General features: G+C 45.0%; 13 protein-coding genes. 9 read left to right on the forward strand and 4 right to left on the reverse strand.

Annotation, left to right across the window (positions count from 1 at the left end; genetic code table 11):
- Nucleotides 1-454 precede the first annotated feature (454 nt).
- Nucleotides 455-2,299 carry a pectate lyase gene (pelA, locus tag CIK93_RS02490; protein ID WP_094446482.1) on the reverse strand — a complete coding sequence of 615 codons (1,845 nt, stop codon included), beginning with the start codon at nucleotides 2,297-2,299 and terminating at the stop codon, nucleotides 455-457.
- Between the two features lie 142 nt (nucleotides 2,300-2,441).
- Here pelA and uvrA point away from each other — a divergent pair, with 142 nt between their 5' ends.
- Complete coding sequence (gene uvrA, locus CIK93_RS02495) at nucleotides 2,442-5,258, forward strand: excinuclease ABC subunit UvrA (protein ID WP_094446483.1); 2,817 nt, start codon at nucleotides 2,442-2,444, stop codon at nucleotides 5,256-5,258.
- Here uvrA and CIK93_RS02500 read toward each other — a convergent pair.
- On the reverse strand, nucleotides 5,255-6,052 hold the full coding sequence (locus CIK93_RS02500; RefSeq protein ID WP_094390908.1) for an RNA methyltransferase: 798 nt from the start codon (nucleotides 6,050-6,052) through the stop codon (nucleotides 5,255-5,257). The genes uvrA and CIK93_RS02500 overlap by 4 nt on opposite strands.
- Nucleotides 6,053-6,276: 224 nt before the next feature.
- A complete protein-coding gene (locus CIK93_RS02505) occupies nucleotides 6,277-8,985 on the reverse strand; it encodes a valine--tRNA ligase (protein WP_094446484.1) in 2,709 nt (902 codons plus the stop codon).
- A 124-nt stretch (nucleotides 8,986-9,109) separates the two neighbouring features.
- Here CIK93_RS02505 and mazG point away from each other — a divergent pair, with 124 nt between their 5' ends.
- The 8 genes from mazG (at nucleotide 9,110) to CIK93_RS02545 (ending at nucleotide 14,963) form a co-directional block, all read left to right on the forward strand.
- On the forward strand, nucleotides 9,110-9,958 hold the full coding sequence (gene mazG / locus CIK93_RS02510; protein WP_094390910.1) for a nucleoside triphosphate pyrophosphohydrolase: 849 nt from the start codon (nucleotides 9,110-9,112) through the stop codon (nucleotides 9,956-9,958).
- Between the two features lie 21 nt (nucleotides 9,959-9,979).
- The gene (locus CIK93_RS02515) at nucleotides 9,980-10,654 is read left to right on the forward strand and encodes a lipocalin family protein (protein WP_094446485.1); all 675 of its coding nucleotides are present in this window, start codon (nucleotides 9,980-9,982) and stop codon (nucleotides 10,652-10,654) included.
- A 33-nt stretch (nucleotides 10,655-10,687) separates the two neighbouring features.
- The gene (locus CIK93_RS02520; protein ID WP_094435916.1) at nucleotides 10,688-11,605 is read left to right on the forward strand and encodes a ribonuclease Z; all 918 of its coding nucleotides are present in this window, start codon (nucleotides 10,688-10,690) and stop codon (nucleotides 11,603-11,605) included.
- Between the two features lie 85 nt (nucleotides 11,606-11,690).
- The gene (locus CIK93_RS02525) at nucleotides 11,691-11,999 is read left to right on the forward strand and encodes a T9SS type A sorting domain-containing protein (protein WP_094446486.1); all 309 of its coding nucleotides are present in this window, start codon (nucleotides 11,691-11,693) and stop codon (nucleotides 11,997-11,999) included.
- A 95-nt stretch (nucleotides 12,000-12,094) separates the two neighbouring features.
- Nucleotides 12,095-13,531 (forward strand): L,D-transpeptidase family protein, encoded by a 1,437-nt coding sequence (locus CIK93_RS02530; RefSeq protein ID WP_094446487.1) that lies wholly within the window; start codon nucleotides 12,095-12,097, stop codon nucleotides 13,529-13,531.
- Nucleotides 13,528-14,085, forward strand: a complete 558-nt coding sequence (locus CIK93_RS02535; RefSeq protein ID WP_094390915.1) for an RNA polymerase sigma factor — start codon at nucleotides 13,528-13,530, stop codon at nucleotides 14,083-14,085. Before CIK93_RS02530 ends, CIK93_RS02535 begins: the two co-directional genes overlap by 4 nt.
- Before the next feature lie 40 nt (nucleotides 14,086-14,125).
- Nucleotides 14,126-14,488, forward strand: a complete 363-nt coding sequence (locus CIK93_RS02540) for a hypothetical protein (RefSeq protein ID WP_094446488.1) — start codon at nucleotides 14,126-14,128, stop codon at nucleotides 14,486-14,488.
- A 22-nt stretch (nucleotides 14,489-14,510) separates the two neighbouring features.
- Nucleotides 14,511-14,963 carry a hypothetical protein gene (locus CIK93_RS02545; protein ID WP_144007269.1) on the forward strand — a complete coding sequence of 151 codons (453 nt, stop codon included), beginning with the start codon at nucleotides 14,511-14,513 and terminating at the stop codon, nucleotides 14,961-14,963.
- Between the two features lie 727 nt (nucleotides 14,964-15,690).
- Here the strand turns inward: CIK93_RS02545 and CIK93_RS02550 are convergent.
- Nucleotides 15,691-17,019, reverse strand: a complete 1,329-nt coding sequence (locus CIK93_RS02550) for a fimbrillin family protein (protein WP_094446490.1) — start codon at nucleotides 17,017-17,019, stop codon at nucleotides 15,691-15,693.
- Nucleotides 17,020-17,787: the final 768 nt, after the last annotated feature.

Consider the following 17,787-nt stretch of genomic DNA (forward strand, 5'->3'; position numbering starts at 1 on the left):
AGAAAAACTGACTTTTACTGAGACAGGTTCTGTCACTACTGTGTTGTTGTCCTCTGATGAACAAGAGAACAGATGTGCTACAAACAAAGGTAGCAATAAAAAAAAGAATTTTTGCATAGACCTTATATATTAATGCTGCAAAGTTAAAGTTTATTTTCATACGAAGCACGAAAAAACTCTTAAAAAAGTATAAAAAGCAGTATTGATATAACGAAAAATGGCTAATTCTGTCCTTTTTATAGCAGTGTCAAATGGGTGTTTATAAGAAAGTATTTGCGGAAAAACGGTACAACTGTTTGTCTTGTATTGCCCATGATGATTGATTTAGTATTAAGGTGCCTTATTAATAATATGCTTTTCTATTGAGCCGTAGTTTTAATAAAAAGAAACAAGGTAATTCTTCACAATGAAGATAACCTTGTTCCTTATAAGTTGTATAGAATGTTATAGAGGCTTAAATCTGACGTCCGTTGATGGCATATTTTTTATTGCCCTTCTCAATGATGATTTTACCATTCTTGACGTATTTGCGCGAAGTCTTATTGGGTGTGATAGTAATCTGTTCGATGCCTGTTGCCGATGAACAATAGACATAGATAATCAAGCAACATTGCTTGTTGCCAATAGAGAATGACAGTTTTTTCTCTACAGGTGCCTCAGTAAAACTAAAAGAGTGAGAAACAGTAGTGTATGTATCGTCAACCTTTGCTGGGAATACATAATCTGTGCTGGAATAGTTAACTCCATTGACGTTCTTGATGTAAGCATCAGCATCGTAGTTATCGTATCCTGTAAAGGTGACTTTCACCACTTTTTTCCCTTCTGGAATATTGATATCGTAGGCATTGGCAGAATACTTGATCGTATTGTTTTTTCCAGCACCATAGACTTTGCCTTTCGCATTTGACACGGTAAATCCATTGTTAAAATGGTAGGTGTTTAGACCATCTCCAGTGGATTCTTCTGAGTAGGTGACTGCAGAGAGCTCAAAGGCTTCACCTTCGCCACCTTGTGTGGCATCGATACGCTTTTTCCAGGCGGGATACTCTTCGCTGATGAGTTTCTGACACCAACTGCCGAGATACTGGTAACTGGCTCTGTTAGTAGCCATCAGCGAGGTTGCCACAGGTACACCCTTGCTATCGATGACCGGGTCGGTATCAGCATAATTATAGAGGAAACGATAGAAGAGGTGAGGGTACTCGTTTTTGTAGATAGAGAAGATGGGTTTGTAGGCATTTTCAGCTTTGTAGCTCGACGTAGCAATTTCGTTTTCGGTGTAGGTATAATCTACGCCGTTGTAGTTATAGGTACGCTTCTTGCCACGCTCTTCCAGTTTTTTGAAAAATTTGTCGTAGATTTTCTTACCACTCTCACCGCCAATCTGTATGAATCGTCCCCAAATAGCGCTACCGCTTTTGTCGATGATACGACGGTCTTGCTCGCCTTTTGCATTTGTGAAATCTTCAATGGCCTTACCCTCTATCTTATGGTTGTCGAGCCAAGTCACAGCCGCTGTAATACCCTCCTGGAGTTCGGTAGAAGGTTTCTCGACAGTCATCAAGAAGGAGATAAGGTTGGCAGATTCATATCCGCTGACAGAAGGCAGTTCGTGAGGGCGTCCTTCTGCTGGCAGAAAATCGACAGGGTCGTGCTGTGCACACCATGCAGCCTTGACACCATTGTCATCGATTTGGCATTTCAGAATCACGTCGATGGCTTTATTGAAAGATGTCATACACTTAGTGCGTATGGTTTCGTCTGCAATATTGGTGAAATCGCCCTTGTTGTTATTGATGTCACGCAAGAGTTTCATCACATTGGAGACGAGGTCATCGTTGAAGGTGATGTAGTCTTGGTAACTGCCGTTGCCCGACAGCGGCCAGTATTGTGACCATCCGCCGCATGATTTCTCCGAAGTGAAGATCATATCAAGACCTTTAGTGAAGGCTGTACGGTATTTTTCTATCTTTGTGGCTTGCCATACTTTTGCCAAGAATCGCATCTCCTGTGTTGTTGCCGCATTATCGAGACAGGAATGCTCATCGCGACTAGCCTTCAGGTTTGCTAACTGATCGGGAGTGAGTTTGTGTAGTTGATCATTTTTCATCCATCCTCCCGTCGTCTTCTGTACATCGAGCACAATATCGGCGATGGCTTTAGCCTCATCGGTACCATACCATTCGGCTCCCATTTTTCCGTTGCAGACATCAGCCCATGACAACGTGGTTATATCGGTGGCGTTGACACCTGTACATAGTCCTAGCAACGCAATGACTGTGAGTAAATAGTGCTTCATAGAAAATTATGTTTTAGTAAGTTTGTTGTTTCCTAGTTTGGTTGCAAAGTTACAAATAATATTCTTAAATAAAAGAAAAAGTATGATTTTCTTTGTTATTCAGTCTCTTTTCCCTAACTTTGTGGTTCATTTGAATATAAACATGAACGACTATATTGAGATAAAAGGTGCGCGGGTCAACAATCTTAAGAATATCAATGTTAAGATACCCCGCAACAAACTGATTGTGGTGACTGGAGTCAGTGGCAGTGGTAAATCGTCATTGGCATTTGATACCTTGTATGCTGAAGGTCAGCGTCGCTACGTGGAGAGCCTGTCGAGTTATGCTCGTCAGTTTCTTGGACGTATGAACAAGCCCGAATGTGACTTTATCAAAGGTATTCCGCCTGCCATTGCCATCGAACAGCGTGTGATTTCACGCAATCCTCGTTCTACTGTAGGCACTACCACAGAGATTTACGAATACCTCCGACTGCTGTTTGCCCGAATAGGTAGAACCTACTCGCCGGTTAGTGGTCAAGAGGTGAAGAAACATTCCACGGAGGATATCATCGCTTGTACCCAGCAATATGCGGCAGGAACTCGTTTCTTGATTATGGCTCCTGTAGTACTCCCTGAATCGCGTACATTGGGTCAGCAACTTAAAACCTACGTTTATAATGGATATTCGCGCTTGTTTGCCAAGGGCGAACTCTCACGCATAGACGATTATCTGCAAGCGCATCCAGAAGCAGAAACGGCAACGACCGCTGAAGGTCTCTACCTTGTGATAGACCGTATGGCGGTAGATGCCGCCAAAGATGCTGTGTCGCGATTGACAGATTCTACAGAAACAGCCTTCTATGAAGGTAATGGAGAATGTCGGTTGGTGTTCATGCCTTCGATGATTTCCTATGATTTCTCTATGCGTTTTGAAGCGGATGGAATCACCTTTGAAGAACCTAACGACAATATGTTCTCGTTCAACTCTCCAGCCGGTGCCTGTCCTGAATGTCAGGGTTTTGGCAATATCATCGGTATCGACGAACACTTGGTGATTCCTGACACGTCACTGTCGGTTTATGACGGTTGTGTGGTATGCTGGCATGGTGAAAAGATGAAAGCATGGAAAGAGGAATTCTGTCGCAGAGCAGCCCTTGACGATTTTCCTATCTTTGAACCCTATTATAATCTGACACAAAAGCAGAAAAACCAACTCTGGCACGGCTTGCCGTCAGACCGCAAACGTGCTAAGGGAGAACGGGTGTCGATAGATGATTTCTTCCGCATGGTAACAGAAAATCAGTATAAGATACAATACCGTGTGATGTTGAGCCGATACCGTGGTAAAACCACTTGTCCGAAATGTCACGGATCTCGACTGAAGCCCGAAGCCAACTACGTGAAAATTGCAGGCAGAAGCATTAGCGACCTTGTGGAAATGCCCATTGTGCGACTGAAAACATGGTTTGACCAACTCGACCTTGAACCGCAAGATGCACAGATAGGTAAACGCCTTTTGACGGAAATCAACTCCCGTTTGCAGTTTATGCTGGACGTAGGTCTCGGATATCTCACCCTCAACCGCATGTCAAACACGCTGTCGGGCGGTGAGAGCCAACGTATCAATCTCACCACCTCGCTCGGCTCATCGCTCGTAGGATCACTCTATATCCTTGACGAACCCAGTATAGGTCTTCATAGTCGTGATACCGACCGTCTCATCCGTGTGCTCCGCCAGTTACAGGCTCTTGGCAATACCGTAGTCGTGGTGGAACATGATGAAGAGATGATGCGTGCTGCCGATTATATCATCGATATAGGTCCTGATGCAGGCCGACTCGGAGGTGAAATTGTGTTTGAAGGGGATGTTAAGCACATCAGCGAAAAGGAGTTGGAAGAGAATCCCCACAGTCACACGCTCCGCTATCTGTCTGGTAAAGATACTATTGTTGTGCCTTCTGCCCGCAGACCATGGAATCGCAAAATCAATATCAATGGTGCGCGAATGAATAATCTTCGGGGAGTGGATGTGTCCATCCCACTCAATGTAATGACGGTGGTGACGGGAGTCAGTGGAAGTGGAAAATCGAGCCTTATCAAGGGAATCTTTTATCCTGCTCTCAAGCGATTGCTGGGGGATGTATGCGATGCGCCTGGCGAATTTAGCGGTCTTACCGGAGATATTGATGCAGTGAAACGCGTAGAATTTGTAGATCAGAATCCAATAGGACGATCCACTCGTTCCAATCCAGCCACTTACGTCAAAGCCTATGATGCCATTCGCGAACTCTTTGCTGCCCAGCCATTAGCGCAGCAAATGGGCTTCACTGCGCAGTATTTCTCATTCAACGCAGAAGGCGGACGATGTGAAGAGTGTAAAGGTGCGGGTGTCATCAATGTGGAGATGCAGTTTATGGCAGATCTCGTATTGGAGTGTGAAGCATGTCACGGCCACCGCTTTAAGCGCGATATCTTAGACGTGCGCTTTGAAGGCAAGAATATTGATGAGGTATTGGGAATGACCATTTCAGAGGCCATTCAATTCTTTGGGGAATACAACCAGAAAACTATCGTCAGCCGACTCAAACCGTTGGAGGATGTGGGACTGGGTTACATCAAACTCGGACAAAATTCATCTACGCTATCGGGAGGAGAGAACCAACGTGTGAAATTGGCATACTTCATAGGGCAGGAGAAACAGTCGCCTACGGTGTTCATCTTCGACGAACCTACCACTGGTCTTCACTTTCATGACATTAAACGACTGCTCCGTTCTTTCGATGCACTGATCAGTCGAGGCCATAGCATAGTCATCATCGAACACAACCTTGACGTCATCAAGTGTGCCGACTATATCATAGACCTTGGTCCCGACGGTGGTGACCGTGGTGGAAACCTTGTATGTGCGGGCACACCTGAAGAGGTGGCAACATGTGAAACGAGTGTGACAGGACGTTACCTCAAAGAGAAACTCTAACGCTTGCCCAATTCCCAGAATGCTACAGCCGATGCTGCTGCCACATTGAGTGAATCGACTTGATGGGACATGGGAATACGCACTACGTAATCGGCATCACTCACTACATCGTGGGGGAGGCCGTCTCCCTCTGTTCCTAAAACGATGGCTAGCCGAGGCTCTTCCTTCAGTGTCTCATGGTCTAAAGCTACGGAGTCGTCGGTCAGCGCCATGGCTGCTGTCTTGAATCCATAATCATGAAGTGAACTGATAGGGCCGTCTATCCATGTCCAAGGTACGAGAAACACCGATCCCATTGATACGCGTACCGCTCTGCGGTTGAGCGGGTCACATGAGTTTCTGGTCAACAGTACACCGTCAATGCCCAATGCAGCTGCCGACCGGAATATGGCTCCGATATTAGTGGTATCTACCACGTTATCAATAACAGCCACCCGTCGTGCATCGTGGCAAATGTCTTCCACCTGAGGCATGCTCCATCGCTTCATGGCACACAATACACCTCTTGTCAACGCATAGCCGGTCAGTTCTGTGAGAAGATGTCGTGGCCCCGTATATACTGGCACATCACCTATTGCAGCGATGATGTCACTGGCGTCACCTGTAATATGCCGCTCTTCACAAAGCAATGCTATCGGTTGACAACCTGCCTGTAATGCTACTCTGATGACTTTCGGACTTTCTGCAATGAAAATGCCTTCTTCTGTCTCTTTAACCTGTCGCAGCTGTGCTTCGGTCAACTTACTGAAAAGTTCGATACCTGGATGTGAGAGTGATGTGATGGGTATAATCATGAGTTAGTAATGTCTTTTTGTATTAGACTGCAAAATTACTACTTTCGTGGGAAATAATCAAGAAAACGAAGCATGAAATCTTACTAAGACCTTAACCGCAAATCCAATTGGGCGATTGGTGGTTAAGTTTGATGGGAAACATGGCGAACAGCCTGATTTAGAAAACGAGAAACGGCGCGGTGGGCATTCCCCACCGCGCCGTTTCTTAAATATATGAATACAGATTACTGTTGTGCACGAAGTGCTTCCAATGATTCTTTCAGTGCTGCAATCTTCTCCTCTGAATCGCTCTGCTTCTTGCGCTCCAGGGCAACGACAGCCTCAGGAGCATTGGCCACAAAGCGCTCGTTAGAGAGTTTCTTCATGACGCCTGCCAGGAATCCTTCAAGGTGCTTCAACTGAGCCTCTTGCTTTTCTATCTCGGCAGCAATGTCAATCATGTTGCCAAGAGGAATGGCAAACTCATCAGTTCCTACCATGAAGGCAGCAGCGGTAGTGTCTTTCTCTGCCACAGTATCGATCTCGCTGATATTGGCCATCTTCACAATCACATCGGTGTAAGCTTCGTAATGGTTGATGCCCACTACCTGCAGAACGAGTGCCTCTTTCGGAGCGATATTCTTCTGGTTGCGTACCATGCGTACACCCGACACAATCTGCTTCACCAACTCAATGTCGGCGGCAAGAGCCTTCTCCTGATCCGTGGGGGCATCAAGGTGCAGACTCTCACGCATGATGCTTTCGCCGTTCTTGCGCTCGTAGAGAGCCTGCCACAGTTCTTCTGTGATGAACGGCATGAAGGGGTGAAGCATCTTCAAGAGAATATCGAAGAAATGGAGTGTAGCCTCGTAGGTCTTTTTGTCGATGGGCTGTGCCTCGCCATTGATGTAGGCAGGCTTCACCATTTCCAAGTACCAGCTTGAGAACTCGTCCCAGAAGAGTTTATAGACAGCCATCAGGGCTTCAGAGATGCGGTATTTGGAGAACAGATCCTGCAGTTCCTCGTTGACCTCTTTGAGCTTAGCTTCAAACCATGCTGTTGCAGTCTTGCTGGCCTCGGGTTGTTCAATGTCTGCCACCTGCCATCCTTTTACCAGACGGAAGGCATTCCAGATCTTATTATTGAAATTACGACCCTGTTCGCAGAGAGAGTCATCGAAGAGTATATCATTGCCTGCAGGAGCAGAAAGCATCATTCCCATGCGTACACCGTCAGCACCGTATTTTTCGATGAGTTCGATGGGGTCGGGACTGTTGCCGAGAGATTTCGACATCTTACGCCCCAGCTTATCACGCACGATACCTGTGAAATAAACGTGCTTGAACGGCATCTTCCCTACGTATTCATAGCCAGCCATGATCATGCGGGCAACCCAGAAGAAGATAATGTCCGGACCAGTAACAAGGTCGCTCGTGGGATAATAGTAGTTGATTTCTTCATTGCCGGGATTGTTGATGCCGTCAAAGAGTGAGATGGGCCACAACCAAGAGGAGAACCATGTGTCGAGGGCATCTTCATCCTGACGTAGGTCAGCATCGGTTATAGTAGCATCTTTCTCCTTGGCCAACTGCAGGGCCTTCTCGCGGGTTTCTGCCACAACGAAATCACCTTGCTCATTATAATAATACGCAGGAATGCGATGACCCCACCAAAGCTGACGGGAGATACACCAGTCTTGGATATTCTCAAGCCAGTTCTTGTAGGTGTTCTTATATTTCTCAGGATAGAACTTGATCTCGTCGTCCATAACGGGAGGCAACGCAATATCTGCAAAATGCTGCATGCGGAGGAACCACTGGAGAGAGAGACGTGGCTCGATAGCGGTGTCTGGGTTGCGCTCAGAGTAGCCCACCTTGTTGGTGTAGTCCTCAATACGCTCCATCAGTCCTGCCTTTTTGAGGTCTTCTGCTATCTTCTTGCGGCAGTCGAAGCGGTCCATACCTACATAGAGTGGAGACTGCTCGGAAATCGTTCCGTCGGCATTGAAGATATCGATGGTCTCAAGATTGTGGGTCTTGCCAAGCATATAGTCGTTGGTGTCGTGGGCAGGAGTAACCTTCAAGCATCCTGTACCAAACTCAATATCCACATATCGGTCTTCGATGACAGGAATCACACGACCTACAAGGGGTACGATGACCTTACGGCCCTTGAGCCATTGGTTCTTCGGGTCTTTCGGGTTGATACACATAGCGGTGTCACCCATGATGGTTTCTGGACGTGTGGTGGCCACAACAGCATAATAGCCTTTGGCATCCTTATGAATGATGTTGCCTTCTGCCAGCAGGGCTTCTTCATTGTCCAGTGAGGTGAGTCCGTCAACATAGTATTTGAGATGGAAGAGATGGCTTTTCTCTTCACGGTAGATAACCTCCTCGGTAGAAAGTGCTGTCAGGGCTTTTGGATCCCAGTTCACCATGCGTAAACCACGATAGATGAGTCCCTTGTTGAAGAGATCCACAAAAACCTTGATGACGCTCTCCGAACGTTTCTCGTCCATGGTGAATGAAGTGCGGTCCCAATCACATGAAGCTCCCAGTCGGCGCAACTGCTTGAGAATGATGCCTCCATGCTCGTCGGTCCATTCCCATGCGTGTTTGAGAAACTCGTCTCGACTCAAATCGTGCTTCTTGATTCCCTGTTCTGCAAGTTTCTTCACCACCTTGGCTTCGGTAGCGATAGAAGCATGGTCGGTTCCAGGAACCCAACATGCATTTTTGCCTTCCATACGAGCACGTCGTACAAGAATATCCTGAATGGTATTGTTCAACATGTGGCCCATGTGCAACACGCCAGTGACATTGGGGGGCGGGATGACAACAGTGTAGGGTTCACGTCCGTCTGGTTTTGAGGCAAACAGCTTGTTGTCCAACCAGTATTGGTACCATTTCGATTCAACCTCTTTTGGGTCGTATTTACTTGCTAATTCCATATTAAATATAATAAATCTTCTTTAATAATGTGCAAAGGTACTAATAAGCAAGGAAAATGCCAAATAAAATTTTGGTTTTTCGCTTGGTTCTTAGTACCTTTGCACTATTGTAATTATAATGACAATGCATACAAGAGAAGAAAAAATGGAAGCTTTCGGGCGTATGCTCGATGTTCTCGACACACTTCGGGAAAAATGCCCGTGGGACAAAAAACAGACCAATGAAAGCCTGCGTCCCAATACGATAGAGGAAACTTATGAGTTGTGTGATGCACTCATCAAGGATGATGTGAAAGAGATCTGCAAGGAGCTCGGAGATGTGTTGCTCCATGTGGGTTTCTATGCCAGAATGGGAGAAGAAAAGCAACAATTTGATATAGCCGATGTCTGTAACCATTTGGTTGATAAACTGATATTCCGTCATCCTCATGTCTATCACCCTTCGCAGGTGGGAGCCTCTCATCCCCTGCCATTGCCTTATGGCGAGAATGGTGAAGCCAGCGAATATCAGAAGGCTGACAGTGTAGAAAAGGTGTTGGACAACTGGGAGCAAATCAAACAGAAAGAAAAGGACGGCAACAAAACCGTACTGTCTGGTGTACCTGCCTCGCTGCCTTCCATCATCAAGGCTTATCGTATCCAGGACAAAGCACGCCATGTGGGATTCGACTGGGAAGACCGGCAGGATGTGTGGGCAAAGGTGCGTGAAGAACTTACCGAACTGGAAACAGAACTCAAGAAAGAGGATAAACAGCGGTCGGAAGAGGAATTGGGAGACTTTATCTTCTCTGTCATCAATGCTGCCCGACTTTATCATCTCAATCCGGATAATGCCTTGGAACTGACCAACCAGAAATTCATCCGACGCTTCAATTATATTGAGCAACACAGCCTCAAAGTGGGTAAACCGCTCACTGAGATGACGTTGGAGGAAATGGACCAACTTTGGAACGAAGCAAAAGCACAGGAATAATCAACCCAAAAATTTAATAAAATGATGATGTTAACCAAAAGAAATTTGATTCCATTTGCCGTGGTAGCCATGGCAATTGTGACTATCTGCAGTTGCGGAGGAAAAGAAAAACGTGTACCTTTTGACAGTGGCGACTCAACAAGTAACGTACTTCAAGACAAGACAGTATATGGTGTCTGTGGAGACGGAACTGCCATGCATACCTTGCAAATCATTACTGACCTCGGAGATACCGTGACCTTTGATATTGCAGCGGCTGTGGATAATAATAAAGTGTTTGGAGGACTCCAGGCGGGCGACAGAATTGCCGTAGTGCCAGGAACTGACAAAAATACAGCGGTCTGTGTCATCAACCAAACCTCATTGCTCGGAAATTGGGTGATGCCCAATCCGCTTGACGGAAGTGCTGAAGTGGGCTTCAGCATCAAAGAAGGTGGTGTGGTGGAAGGTATTGAACAGAGTTCCATCATCTACAAAACCTGGCGTTTGTTGAACGGACAACTTGAAGTGGTGAGCGAACGCGAAAGCGGTGGAGGTATCGAAGATATTGCCTTGTATAATATCATCAAACTGACTGCCGACTCTCTCATCATCAAGGATGCTGAGGATATCTTTGAATATGGTCGTCAACAAACTAAGAAAGAACACTCGGATATCAAACTTGAAGAGGCTTCGAGTGAAGACTTTAAAATATAATTGCTGTTCGAAATACTAACCGACTGTTCTCACATGGAACCATTTCGTGTGCATATACTTGGGTGCGGAAGCGCACTGCCTACACTCCGCCACTTTGCCTCATCGCAAGTGGTGGAGATGAGGGGAAAACTGTTCATGGTAGATTGTGGAGAGGGTACTCAGATGCAACTGAGACGCTCACGTATCCGGTTTACCAAAATTTCTGCTGTGTTTATCAGCCATCTCCATGGTGACCATTGCTTCGGACTTATTGGCATGCTGAGCACATTCGGACTCCTGGGACGTACGGCAAAACTCGATGTCTATGGACCTGCACCACTGGGAGATGTGATGCGGCAACAGATGAAGATCTTCTGCCATGATTTCGACTATGAGGTTGTGTTTCATGATGTTGACACACGACAGCAACAAGTGGTCTATGAAGATCGTTCACTGACCGTGGAGACTGTTCCCCTCGAACATAGAATGCCGTGCTGTGGCTACCTCTTCCGCGAAAAACCGACCTTGCCGCATATCCGACGCGACGTGCTGGATGCCTACCATATTCCCGTGTCTCAAATCAATAATATCAAGGCGGGAGCTGACTGGGTGAGTGAAGATGGTGAACGGGTGAGCAATAGCCTGCTCGTTGAACCTGCCGATCCTCCTCGTAGCTATGCGTATTGCAGTGACACACGCTATATTCCGAACCTTGCATCGAGAATCAAAGGGGTGAGTGTGCTCTACCATGAGAGCACCTACACAGAGGAATATGTGGCCCTGGCAGAGAAATACATGCACTCCACAGCTCAACAGGCTGCCATGGTGGCACGTGATGCTGAGGCTGGAAAATTGGTGTTGGGACATTATTCTTCAAGGTGTGAAGACGAAAAAATACTGCTTGACGAGGCCAAACAGATTTTCCCTGATTCCATGCTTGCCAACGAGGGATTGACCATTGATGTGGAATAAATCGGTGAAAACAAGAGTGAAAATTTTGATATTTCAAAGAATATTCTTATTTTTGCAACAAATTATAAATAAATAACCGTATCACATGAGGAGATTGCTATTGTTGATAGCACTTTTTGCAACTGCAATATTGACGCTGCCTGTTCAGGCTGCGAATAGCGACATGGTGTCTGTTGCGCGTGAGGCTGGCAACGAAGAAATCCATATTTCTGTAGCGAAAAATGCTGTTCATGTGATGGGCGCACAAGGCAAGATATTGGAGGTCATTTCATTGATCGGTCGCCATGTGATGACTGTTAGAATAGATAGTCCTGCGCAGAAAATCGAACTTAATCTTCCAAAAGGGTGTTACATTATCAAGGTTGGCAAAGTGACAAGAAAAGTCATTCTCTGATTTTCGCAATTCTTTCTCTTGTCATCCTGTTTACAGCATGTAACGGTCACCATGAGAAACAAGATGTTGAGACAATAAAGAATGTCATCGGAGAAATGAAGTCCGAACAATATGTCATGGATGCGCAAAGCATCAGGAAATATATTGTGGAATCATGCCGGCAATATGCGTCAAGCCGATATAAATTCATGGCACAATACTATGAAAACAATGGGGCGTTACTATGGACTGACCGCTATGGACTGCGACCGCAAGCGGATTCTCTCATTGCCCGATTGCACCAAATAGATGAATATGGCTTTTCTCCACAGGCTTTTCAAATCGATGAAATAGAAGCGGATGCACAACGTGTACGTAACTTGGATTTCGATCAATCACATCCTGCTGGAAAAATATGTGCGAGTCTGGAATATAGACTTTCTAAGGCTTATCTCCGACTTGTCACAGGACAACGGTATGGTTTCGTCAACCCACACAAGGCTTATGTCTTTCAAACGGCTAAGGCGGATACCACAGGGACAATGAGAGGGAAGATGACATTACTCTATGACTTACCTGTTGAATACCCTTCCGCTGAGTTCTATCAACAGGCATTCAATGGGGTCCTTGCCAATAGGGTGGGTGAGGAGATGGATAGAAACGAACCGACTGATCCGCTCTATAAAGAACTCAAAAGGAGACTCCACGATGCGAAAGGACCTGACCGACGCCGTATCATGGTCAATATGGAGCGTTGCAGATGGCGCAAAGCACACGAAGTTTCTCTGAGCGGACGTCGTGTGGTGGTCAACATACCGGCATTCGAACTTTATGCTTACCAAGAGGACCAATGCCTCTCCATGCGCATAGGCTGTGGAACAAGCGAAACACGTACACCTCTGCTTTCTAGCGAAATCACCTATTTCCAAGTCAACCCCGAATGGGGCATCCCGCAAAGCATCATCAATAAGGATGTGGCACGACACGCAGGAGATAGTAGCTATTTTGCAAAACATAGATACCACATCATCGAACGGGCTACAGGAAAACATATAGATGCCCGATTCGTGACCCGACAGATGCTGACCAATGGTATATGTCGCGTTGCACAGGAGGGTGGACCTGGCAATGCCATGGGACGTATCGTATTCCGATTTAAAAATAACTATTCGGTCTATCTGCACGACACGTCATCACCGGGCTTCTTTGCCAATGCCGTCAGAATGGTGTCACACGGATGTGTGAGGATACAGAAACCATTTGAGTTCGCGCAATACCTGCTCGAAGATGCTGATGAATGGACGCTGGAACGCATACGTATCTCTATGGGAATCCGACCCGAGACACAACGTGGACGTGACTACATCCGGAAACACCCGTTGCTGGAGGAGAAAACCTATCGCCTGGTGTCTGTCATGCGACTGCCACACCCCGTACCTATATATATTGTGTATTATACAATCTACCCCGATGCAGAGGGACAGCTTCAATACTATCCTGACGTCTATGCTTATGATGATGCGATCTGGAATGAAATAAAAACGATATCATGAGTCAGGAGAAATTCAACGAAAAACAACTCGTAGAACTTCTCAAACGACCTGAAACAAGACGTAAGGCTTTTGAGATTGTGGTACGCCAATATAGCGAAACGCTCTATTGGAAGGTGAGACGTATGGTCCTCACACATGATGATGCTGACGATGTGATGCAGAACGTGATGCTGAAAGCATGGACAAATATCGACTCTTTCCAACAACAGTCACTCCTTTCTACATGGCTTTACCGTATTGCCATCAACGAGAGTCTTAACTTCATCAGAAGCCAACGCAATAAAGCGGTGAATATCGATGCTGACAAACAAGCAGAACTGGCTGATAGACTCATGGCTGACCCTTATTTCGATGGGGACGAAACAGCTGCGCAACTCCAACAGGCTATTGCCTCGCTCCCTGATGTGCAACGCACCGTATTCAACCTGCGCTATTATGACAATATGAAATATAGTGAGATGAGCCAACTCCTCGATACAACTGAAGGGGCGCTGAAAGCGTCTTATCATATTGCAGTGAAGAAGATCACCGAGTTTTTCAATCAGAAGGATTAAACCTTTTGCGCCATTATACGTCAAACAAAAAAAAGAAACAATGAACGAAGAGAAATATATACACCAGCAAATGAAAGGAAAACAACCTTTCAAAGTGCCAGAAGGATATTTCGACGATTTGGCAATGAGAATCATGACAAATCTACCCGATGCTGAACAACATGGTGCTACACCTACTGTTGCTGTTCATAAACATCGGACGGTAAGATTATGGATATCGGCTGCTGCGGCTTGTCTCGCTGTCATGGTAGTAGCTACCGCTCTCCTTTTCCAACAGGATTCTCCACAACATGTCTATAAGGTGCAAGCTGCAGAAATGTCTGGCGATAGATTTGTTGATGAGGCTGCCGACTATGCCATGATTGACAATACTGACATCTATGCCTATCTTGAAGATAATTGATGATCCACAAAATCCTGCAACAATGAAGACTAAGTTTCACACCATACTGTTAATGATCGTCATGGCTATGATGACGTCAGTAGCCTGGGCTCAAAACAACCAAAAGTTCTCTCCAAAACAATTCGATGCAGAACTCACGGCATACGTGATAAAGAAAGCGCACCTCACACCGCAAGAGGCTGATAGACTCATCCCTTTGATGAAACAGATGCACAGCCGCCAACGAACGGTGTTTGTAAGAATTAGAAATACGCACAAGACGCTACGCGAACACCCTAACGACAACGAGGCTTGCCGTAAGGCTTTGATAGAGCGCGACAAACTGAATATTGAACTCAAAACCATCGAACAGAAATTCCATAACAAGATGATGCGGGTGGTTCCTGCCAGCAAAGTCCTTGCTGCCGTTGAGGCTGAAGACCGCTTCTTCCGTCATGCCATGAAACAATGGAAAAATCGTCCACCAAAGAAATAACGCTTCACCGTCACACGGATTTTTTTATACCCACCATGTCCGCTTCCTTTTAACGTCACACAGATATTCTGGAACAGTGAGAGCAGAGGGAAAGCGAACGTTTTCGTTAAGCCAAATGAGCAGAATTAAGTTCACTTAAACTCTGCCATGGCGAGAAAAGGTGCCATAAAATGGAGCTCTCACTCTGTCTTCGCTACTCCAAAACATCTTGCCGTAGGCAACTAAAATAATCCACGGATCACACGGAGAACACGGAAAGATTCTAGTTAAAGATTTTTGTTAAGATTCTAGTTTAGATTTCGAGCCGTAAGGCGATCCCCAATAAATCCCTCCAGCAGAGCAACGTACTGTTGCGCATTTTCAGTTAGGATTCTTCTAAAGATTTTGATACACAAGCAAAAACGGGCTGAAAGCCCAATGGTTTCCCTAGCCCAGGGCAACACCCTGAGGAAGAGCGCATTTTGGTCAATGATTTTTGTTAAAGATTTTGTTTTTGGAGGCTGAGTGATAGATTATTTCTGGCCATAGGCCATATTTTTATTAAAGATTTCCTCCAAAACATCTTGCGAAGCAACTCAATAAAATCCGTTTAAATTCCGTTTAAATTCCGATGATCCGTGTCCTCCGTGTGCTCCGTGGATAAATTCCGATGATTGATTTCTGTGACAATATAAAAAAGATGCGCCCAAGTATATCACCCGGACGCATCATCATTATTCTCAAATTATTATTTTGTAAACCGTACAACAGCTACAGGACGGAGAATTGCTTTATTAGTAGTTAGACTTAAATCTCTCTTAACTTTAGAGCTGAGTAGATACCCTCTAATCGTTCCGTTGTCATCATAAAAATAATCATCTGTCAACAATTTAGGTTCCGGAATTTTTTGATTTATCGCAGCAAATCCTATCGAATAAATAGCATCCATTTCTGCTTCATTAGGCAAGTGCCAACCAGTTATTTCATTTTCAGAAGCGATTTCCGACAATTTAGAATTGATGGAATTACGAGCTTCTTCTTGACTCATCGTACCATTACATACATCAGAATACTGATTCGGATGCAACAGCAATACCTTGATAGCATTACTTTCTTCGGTGCGACTCAATACATAACACCCTTTATAAAGGGTACCAACCTCAGGAGCTGTTTCATTGATAGTAGGACCAGAACCTCCATCCTGAGTATTGGTCTCATCGAAGTTAAAGACGATATCCTCAGTACCCTGCCATGTAGCCCCCGTGATAGTACCCGTCACATGAAAATTTTGTTTCTCAGTATAGGTAGCATCAATATGATATAGATAGTTGCTTTTCCATTTATCGGTCAACTGATAGGTATAACCTTTAGCATTTCCATTCGTTGTCATACTAATCTTCACAGAGGCAGATGCATCAACATCAAACAACACGTGTCTTGGTGTTTTCAACTCCCATGTACCCGATTCCGTACCAGATTTTTCCAGTGTGATCACTTCAATATTCACATCTTTCATTGTACCGTCAAAAAACATACTCTTATACGTCTTCGACAGCGTCACACTCACAGCAGTGACATCGTCAGGAACCTGTTTGATGACGATAGATTCAATCTTCGACACACAGCGATTCATCGACAGGTTGATAGTGTTAGCTTCTCCTTTCGTTGTAGTCACCGAACTGTTTGCCCTCATCAAGTCCCCATGCTCTTGTCCGTCTTGCAAGGTAATCACAGACGCAAGTGTAGCCTCTTTCACACTGGGCAACGTATATTTTCCCTCTGCCACACCTCCGAAGGCATACACATCATACACACCTTCTACCAAGTCATAGACAACACTCGCGTCAGCAGATTCGATACGCCGAAAGTCAATACACGCCTTGTTGGCATCAAACAGATAAACAGCCACAGGATACGCCACTTCTTCAGCCCCACTCTCCGAGCGAGTGGTAACAGTCAAACTACTTTCTGGGTTAACCGGGGTTACCTCAGAGAATTCTTTTTCACAGGATGTCAAGAGGGTCATTGACACCACAGTCATGACAATACTCACGACCAATTGAATGTTCTTTTTCATTGTTTAGTTTTATGTTTTGTTGTTATTGGTTCTTCATCGCTTTTTTTTTATTAATCAGACAAAAGTACAAAAAATCACAGAAACAAAGAAAGAAAATTAAAGGAAAATCAAAAAAAATCCACGGATCACACGGAGAACACGGAGTGTTTAGTTTAAAGGTTATAGTTTAAAGGTTATAGGTTAAAGGTTAAAGTTTAAAGATTATAGTTTATAGTTTAAAGGTTAGAGGTTAGAGGTTAAAGGTTAAAGGTTATAGGTTATAGAGGATGAATAATTTCTGGCCTCCGGCCATATTTTATTAAAGATTTCCTCCAAGATTTACCTATGGTTTGTTTTGTCGTGACTCAGCATAGTGAAAGCACGCTCTCACTCTGTCTTCGCTACTCCAAAACATCTAGCCGTAGGCTACCCAAAAAATCCGTCTAAATTCCGATGATAAAAAATCCACGGAACACACGGAAGACACGGAAAAAATTCTAGTTAAAGATTATTCTAAAGATTTTCGTTAAGATTTCGAGCCTGTAAGGCGATCCCCAATAAATCCCTCCATAAAGCGAGGAACTCGAGCGCATTTTGGTCAATGATTTTCGTTTAAAGATTTTGGTTTATAGGCAGTTGAATTATTTCTGGCCATAGGCCATATTTTTATTAAAGATTTCCCCCAAAGATTTCTAGCCGTAGGCTACCCAAAATATCCGTGTCCTCCGTGTGCTCCGTGGATAAAAACATCCGTCTAAATCCGTTTAAATTCCGATGATCCGTGCCCTC

The sequence above is a fragment of the Prevotella sp. P3-92 genome, assembly GCF_002251205.1.
GTDB lineage: Bacteria > Bacteroidota > Bacteroidia > Bacteroidales > Bacteroidaceae > Prevotella.

What these genes read in the sequence shown, in the direction of transcription:
- CIK93_RS02550 (WP_094446490.1), bottom strand. Translation starts at nt 17,019, where the DNA reads ATGAAAAAGAACATTCAATTGGTCGTGAGTATTGTCATGACTGTGGTG.
- CIK93_RS02530 (WP_094446487.1), top strand. Translation starts at nt 12,095, where the DNA reads ATGAAGTCCGAACAATATGTCATGGATGCGCAAAGCATCAGGAAATAT.
- CIK93_RS02545 (WP_144007269.1), top strand. Translation starts at nt 14,511, where the DNA reads ATGAAGACTAAGTTTCACACCATACTGTTAATGATCGTCATGGCTATG.
- CIK93_RS02540 (WP_094446488.1), top strand. Translation starts at nt 14,126, where the DNA reads ATGAACGAAGAGAAATATATACACCAGCAAATGAAAGGAAAACAACCT.
- CIK93_RS02535 (WP_094390915.1), top strand. Translation starts at nt 13,528, where the DNA reads ATGAGTCAGGAGAAATTCAACGAAAAACAACTCGTAGAACTTCTCAAA.
- pelA (WP_094446482.1), bottom strand. Translation starts at nt 2,299, where the DNA reads ATGAAGCACTATTTACTCACAGTCATTGCGTTGCTAGGACTATGTACA.
- CIK93_RS02515 (WP_094446485.1), top strand. Translation starts at nt 9,980, where the DNA reads ATGATGATGTTAACCAAAAGAAATTTGATTCCATTTGCCGTGGTAGCC.
- CIK93_RS02500 (WP_094390908.1), bottom strand. Translation starts at nt 6,052, where the DNA reads ATGATTATACCCATCACATCACTCTCACATCCAGGTATCGAACTTTTC.
- CIK93_RS02525 (WP_094446486.1), top strand. Translation starts at nt 11,691, where the DNA reads ATGAGGAGATTGCTATTGTTGATAGCACTTTTTGCAACTGCAATATTG.
- mazG (WP_094390910.1), top strand. Translation starts at nt 9,110, where the DNA reads ATGCATACAAGAGAAGAAAAAATGGAAGCTTTCGGGCGTATGCTCGAT.
- CIK93_RS02505 (WP_094446484.1), bottom strand. Translation starts at nt 8,985, where the DNA reads ATGGAATTAGCAAGTAAATACGACCCAAAAGAGGTTGAATCGAAATGG.
- CIK93_RS02520 (WP_094435916.1), top strand. Translation starts at nt 10,688, where the DNA reads ATGGAACCATTTCGTGTGCATATACTTGGGTGCGGAAGCGCACTGCCT.
- uvrA (WP_094446483.1), top strand. Translation starts at nt 2,442, where the DNA reads ATGAACGACTATATTGAGATAAAAGGTGCGCGGGTCAACAATCTTAAG.